The sequence below is a fragment of the Ruegeria sp. BHSB056 genome, from assembly GCF_059613305.1.
Map to the genome: position 1 here is coordinate 1 of NZ_JBXWSG010000133.1, position 6,194 is coordinate 6,194.

The 6,194-nt window shown below is 53.5% G+C and carries 5 protein-coding genes; all 5 read left to right on the plus strand.

The features are described from left to right. Window positions 1–235 (plus strand): hypothetical protein (locus tag AC2FND_RS19240; protein WP_496771329.1); only part of this gene is annotated, 235 nt, incomplete at its 5' end. 318 nt (window positions 236–553) lie between these two features. Beyond that, complete coding sequence (locus AC2FND_RS19245) at window positions 554–1,183, plus strand: sugar transferase (protein WP_496771330.1); 630 nt, start codon at window positions 554–556, stop codon at window positions 1,181–1,183. A 69-nt stretch (window positions 1,184–1,252) separates the two neighbouring features. Further along, window positions 1,253–3,706, plus strand: coding sequence for a tetratricopeptide repeat protein (locus tag AC2FND_RS19250; RefSeq protein WP_496771331.1), 2,454 nt, complete (start codon window positions 1,253–1,255; stop codon window positions 3,704–3,706). Between the two features lie 114 nt (window positions 3,707–3,820). Then, window positions 3,821–4,432, plus strand: coding sequence for a polysaccharide biosynthesis/export family protein (locus tag AC2FND_RS19255; protein WP_496771332.1), 612 nt, complete (start codon window positions 3,821–3,823; stop codon window positions 4,430–4,432). Between the two features lie 119 nt (window positions 4,433–4,551). Continuing rightward, window positions 4,552–5,985 carry a hypothetical protein gene (locus AC2FND_RS19260; RefSeq protein WP_496771333.1) on the plus strand — a complete coding sequence of 478 codons (1,434 nt, stop codon included), beginning with the start codon at window positions 4,552–4,554 and terminating at the stop codon, window positions 5,983–5,985. Window positions 5,986–6,194: the final 209 nt, after the last annotated feature.

The following is a 6,194-nucleotide window of genomic DNA, read 5'->3' on the forward strand; positions in this document are numbered from 1 at the left end:
ACTAAACTGCACACGCGGTGAATTGACCTGCGACCCCCTTCAATCAGAATTATTTCTCACAATTGTTTCCATCTACGCCTTTGGAAAAGGTCCGTCGATGGCGCCTTGGCAATCTGGCTTGAACACGAGTCAAAAAGGCCTCTGGGAGGTCAAAGTTGGCTCCAAAAGCACAAAATTTAATCCATTGTACCCAAGAAGGAAACAGAAACTCTTGAACTTTCAACAGATCCGTTGAGCAAAGTTTCACGATCCTGTTGGAAAACACTCGTACTAAGTCGTTCTGAGGTGTCCTTGCCAGTATTAATGTTTTGCAAGCCAAGCTGAATTTGTTAACACTTGGTTACGGGAAAGTGGCCTCGCGAATGTGCAAGCGCAGGGTCGAAGTGGTATAAAAATATAAGATTTTAAGTATATGTAGTTGAGGTCGAGCGTGTTCTGTTCCTGAGTTTGGTAAGTGGTTCGTGAGTATTTGTGTGTGTTGGGGGTTTAAATAGTGACAAGTCATTCAAAAGAAGTGGCCAACGCTGGCGCGGGCTACTCTAGCATCTCTGTTATGCCAACCTCAGTTCAGTATCCGGGGTTCTACAGAGGTGTGGGAAAACGCATCTTTGATATTGCGTTTACACTGCTTGCAGCGCCGTTCGTCGTTCCGATGGTTGTGCTTCTGGCCGTATTTCTGGCCAGTCAGGGCGTAACACCGTTTTACCGGCAGGAGCGGGTTGGCAAGAACGGCAAGAGCTTCAAGATGCTTAAACTGCGCACGATGGTGCATGACGCTGAAAACATACTACAAGAGCATCTAAAAACAAATCCTGAAGCCCGCGAGGAATGGGACCGCGACCAGAAACTGCGAAATGATCCTCGTATCATCAAGTTCGGGACGCTCTTGCGCAAATCTTCGATGGATGAATTGCCGCAATTCTGGAATGTTTTTGTCGGCGAAATGTCGATGGTCGGCCCCCGCCCTATGATGGTGTGCCAGAAAAAGCTTTATCCAAACAACATATACTACAGAATGCGCCCCGGCATTACCGGCTCATGGCAGGTATCGAACCGGAACAACTCGACTTTTGCCGAACGCGCGCAGCATGATGTGGAATACTGGAAGGACATGTCATTCAAAACGGATATGCAGATTCTGTTTCGGACAGTTTTCGCGGTTCTGCGCGGCACAGGCTGCTGAAACTGAGCTGTGCAACCGAACCGATTGATGGGTTGCATGCTTTTTCGTACGTTTTGCGGGAGAATAGCAATGGGCAGGATCGTACCCCAAGTTGGTGCACGACTGGTCGTCGCCTTTTTTGCCGCGACGCTCTTGCTGAGTGCGTGTGACTCGGCTGAGGAGCGGGCCGAAGCTCATTTCCAAGCGGGGCTGGCTCATCTGGAAGCCGGTGACGTCGAGCGCGCACTTGTTGAATTCCGGAATGTCTTCAAACTGAATGGTCAACACAAGGAAGCTCGCCTGACGTTTGCCCGGCTGGAGCGCGAGCGCGGCAACATCCCTGTTGCATATGGTCAGTATCTGCGGCTGGTGGAACAGTATCCGGACAACCTTGAAGGTCATCGCAACCTTGCTGAGATGGCTCTGGAAGTAGGTAATTGGGAAGATGTCAGGCGCCATGGCGCATTGGCGAGCGCTCTGGCGCCGGATGATGCCGAAATCAAATCTATCAACAATATGTTGGCTTACACCGACGCGGTCCGGGAGGGTGATTTTGCGAGTGTGGACTTTCTCGTACATACGTCCCGCGAGATGATCAAAAGCAATCCGGAACTGATGACCGCGCGCCAGGTCGTAATTGACCATCTGGTCCGCGATGAGGACTGGCCAAATGTTCTGCAAGAAACAGAGGCGGCGATAGCCACCGATCCGATGGAAGCAAGCCTTTACGGAATCCGGCTCCGTGCCCTTCAGGAACTGGACATGCCCGCAGAGATCGAGGCATTGCTCAGGCAGATGACCGTGACATTCCCTGACGATGAAGGCGTCGAGCAGTTGCTTGTGCAGCATTATATCGACTGGGGAAATTTGGATGCGGCAGAACAGATGCTGCGGGCTGAGGTGGATCCTCAAGCCGAAGATCACATGCCGGCGCAGCGGCTAATCGCCTTTCTGAATGACAACCGCGATTCTACAGTGGCAATTTCCGAGCTGGATACGATCATCGCCGAGGGTGGCCCTAACACGTTCCATTTTAAGACGGTGCGTGCAGCGCTGAAATTCCGATCGGGTGATGAACAAGCCGCAATCTCCGAGATGCAAACACTGCTTGAGGGGGCGGAAAGAAACATACAGACCCGGGCCAGTGAGGTGGAGTTTGCCCTCATGCTGTTCCAGTCTGGACGACCCGATGACGCCCGGGCTTTAGTCGAAAAAGTCCTGTCCGAAGATGCAGCCCAGGTTGGTGCGCTCAAGTTCAAAGCGTCCTGGTTGATTGATGAAGACAAGACTGGCGATGCGATTGTGCTTTTACGCGAAGCGCTTGGTCAGGCACCCCGCGACCCACAGTTGATGACTCTGATGGCTCAGGCGCATGAACGTAATGGAGACAGGGAACTGATGGGCGAAATGCTGGCGCTCGCGACGGAAATGTCCGCCAATGCACCGGACGAAACGCTACGCTATGCCCGGTTTCTGATGGCAGAAGGTGATCTGGAAATCACCGAGCGTGTTTTGACCCATGCCTTGCGCCAAACCCCGGAACACCCTGAACTTCTGTTCCTGCTGGGTGATGTGCTTCTGAACATGCAGGACTGGGATCGGCTGGGCACCGTCCTTCTTGCCATTGGGGATCTGGACAGCCCGGAAACACGACGTATCGCCAATGAGCTCAGAGCCCACATGCTGGCAGCACAGCAGCGCACAGAGGAGCTGACCTCTTTCCTGAACGAATTGGCGGATGATCCCGAGTTTGGCCTGCCCGCCGATATCGCGCTTATTCGCCTGATGCTTACAAAAGGGCAGACGGCAGAGGCATTCGCCCATCTTGACCAATTGCTTTCTGAGGACCCGAATTCTTTGCCAATTCGCTTGATCAAAGCACATGCTCTGATCGGTGAAAACAAACGCCGCGAGGCCGAGCAGCTTTACCGCGCCATTCTCGAGGATTATCCTAACACAACACGGGCGTGGACTGCCTTGCACGAGTTGGCAACGGAACGGAATGCCCCGGATCAGGCCAGCGAAGTTTTGGCCAAGGCATTGGCTAATCTGCCTGAAAGCCCGGATCTGCTCATGCTGCAGGCGGCGGAATACGAACGCACTGGGGACCTGGATCAGGCAATCGAAACATATGAAAAGCTTTATCCGATCACCAATCGGTCCCTGGTTGTGGCCAACAATCTCGCAAGCCTGCTGACGACACACCGCAACGATGACAACAGTCTGCGGCGTGCACAGGTTTTGGCGCAACGGTTGCGCGGCACACAAGAACCCGTGTTTCAGGAAACATACGGTTGGGTGGCCTACCGGATGGGAAATTATGGAGAGGCGGTCACCTATCTCGAACCTGCAGCTGCGGCATTCCCTGAACATCCCCTGGTTCTGTACCATCTTGGGAAAACATACGCGGCCTTAGAGCGGAACGAAGATGCTCTGCGTTTGTTTCATAAAGCCAGGACTTTCAGTGGCACTTCAACGGAAGTTGAATCATTGGTGGACGCTGAGATTGAGCAGCTGAATGCTGCACCGGACACCAGCCATTAGGAGGGGGCGGATGACGCCGCTGCATTTCTGCCGCATCTTGCATGTATCAGACTCCTTGTAGATTGTTTTGCACCCCGTAGGGCGGCATAAAGAAAGAAAGTGAGAGATTTGAATATGCGTACAGTTATCGGATCATTGATCGCCCTTGTCATCACTATGATTGCGGCCACCGTATCATGGGCGCAACCCTATCAAATTCAGCCCGGCGATGCGTTGCAGGTTGAGGTTCTCGAAGACCCCGCCCTGAACCGGACCATTCTGGTCTTGCCGGATGGATCCATCAACTTCCCGCTTGCCGGCTCGATCCGAGCCGCTGGTCAATCTACCACCGGATTGAGCTCGTCTCTCTCATCGGCGCTGGCCTCGAACTTCAATACGCCGCCAACGGTCTTTATTTCGGTGGCGGCGCTGGCTCCGCCGCCGCTCCTGGGCGGGCAGGTCGCATCCGGGCCAACCATCGATGTTTTCATAATGGGTGAGGTCAATGTACCCGGCAAGCACCTTGCTACTGAAGGTACAACCATTCTTCAGGTTTTGGCTCAGGCTGGTGGCCTGACCAATTTCGCGGCTCGCAAGCGCATCGAATTGCGCCGGGCTGACAGTAAAACAGGCGTGATGAACAGATACACTTACAACTACAACGGCTCGGGTGGTGGTATCCAAGGCAATACAGTGCTTAAACCCGGAGACGTTGTTGTCGTACCAGCACGCCGCTTGTTCGAATAGGGGCTGTACAGGTGGGGAAATCCAAGAGCAGGCTGTCCACCATTCTGGCGGGCGGGATCGCTGTCATAAGTTCGTTTACACCGGCCGTCGGGCAGCAGGCTTCGACACAGCAAACATCCGTGCAACAGACAACAGTCGCATCAACGGTTGTGCAGCAAACACCCAGCCAGCAATTGATCTCACAACGGGCCCAGAGAAACCCGGCCCGAAGGGTCGGTCTTCCGACCGGTCAGCAGGTTGGGACCGGGACCGGCCTGAGTGTGACCCTGGATTATCTCTCATCGCTCAGGCACGATAGCAATCTTCGCCTGACCGACCCTTCGCTTGGATCCACGACCTGGTGGGAAAATACGCTGGCTCTGGGTATTCTGAAGCAGACCTCGGATTCGAGACTATCGTTCGATCTTTCCGGGCTGTACCGGATCGCCAATGAGCCGATTATTGGAACGGAATCCAGTTTTTCAGACCCGTCTGCCCGCCTGTCGTATCAGCGGGCACGCCTTAACAGCCAGCTTGACTTGCTATTGGATTACCGCGAACAGGATCTGGCCTTTAACCGTTCACTGACCGACACCAATCTGGATGGCAGGATTGATGCCGCCGATGTAACCGGAACCATTGGAGATCAGGTCAACACCCTGGGCAACCTGGATTGGCAAACCGGCCTAAATGACCCAATCGGGTTCCAATTCATCTACAGCTATCGCGAACGCACCTATACAAACACAATCGATCCGAACCTGTTCGACAATAAATCAAGCGATTTCTCGGCGATCACGACATTGCGGGTGTCACCGGTTTTTCAGGCAAACTTGCGTCTCGGCTACACTGACTTCTCTGCAGAAGACAATGTGCGGACCGATCAGCAAACGACGGTTGTGACAGTAGGGGGGACCTATAACGTATCTCCCGTTACCACCGTCAGTGCGAATATCGGCTACAGTCAGGTGGATGAAACGCTGCGTACGACCAATACCAACACTGTGACCGAGGATTTCGTCTGGGATTTTGCCTGGAACAAAACCTTGCCAGACGGCTCGGCGGATTTTCAGATTGACCAGACATTCGGGGTTAATGGGTCGCGGATAAACGCAACCGCCGGTCGTAGCTTCCAGCGCGCAAATGGAGTGTTGAGTTTCAATGTGGGCCTGTCCAGAGGGCCATTCGACGAGGTCACGCCGATCGGGCAACTCGACTACAGCTACCAGCTGGCCAGTTCTCGGATCGGGGCGACGTTACAACGCCGGGTCGGCACCAGTACGCAGAGTATAGAAACACGCGAAACACTGGCGTTTCTAACATACGACTATTTCATCAACCCGGTATCGGGGCTGTCTTTCAGCATCGATTACATTGATCAGGAAGATGAGGGAACCGGCCAGCCCAATCCACGCCAGCGTGGTACGTTCAGTGCATCCTATACACGGGCTATCACAAAAGACTGGGCTGTAAACGTGGGGTACCAATATGAAATGGATGACCAGAACGGTTTTACGGCAACGTCGAATTCGGTCTTTATGACTTTGGGCCGGCGCTTTTCTCTCAAACCCTGACTGTCGTTTGCGCGACTCACGACATCAACAATCAAGATATTTTGAGATCAATGTTTCGAATACTGATCGAAAACGTCTGAGCTTTGGCCGTCACAATTTCAGGGCCTCTCATATTATGCATGATGGTTTGTGATGCATCGTCTCGATTCGAACGACAGCCGCAGCAAAGTGCTTGAGACGGCCCGAAACACCCTGCCTGCCATCAACGC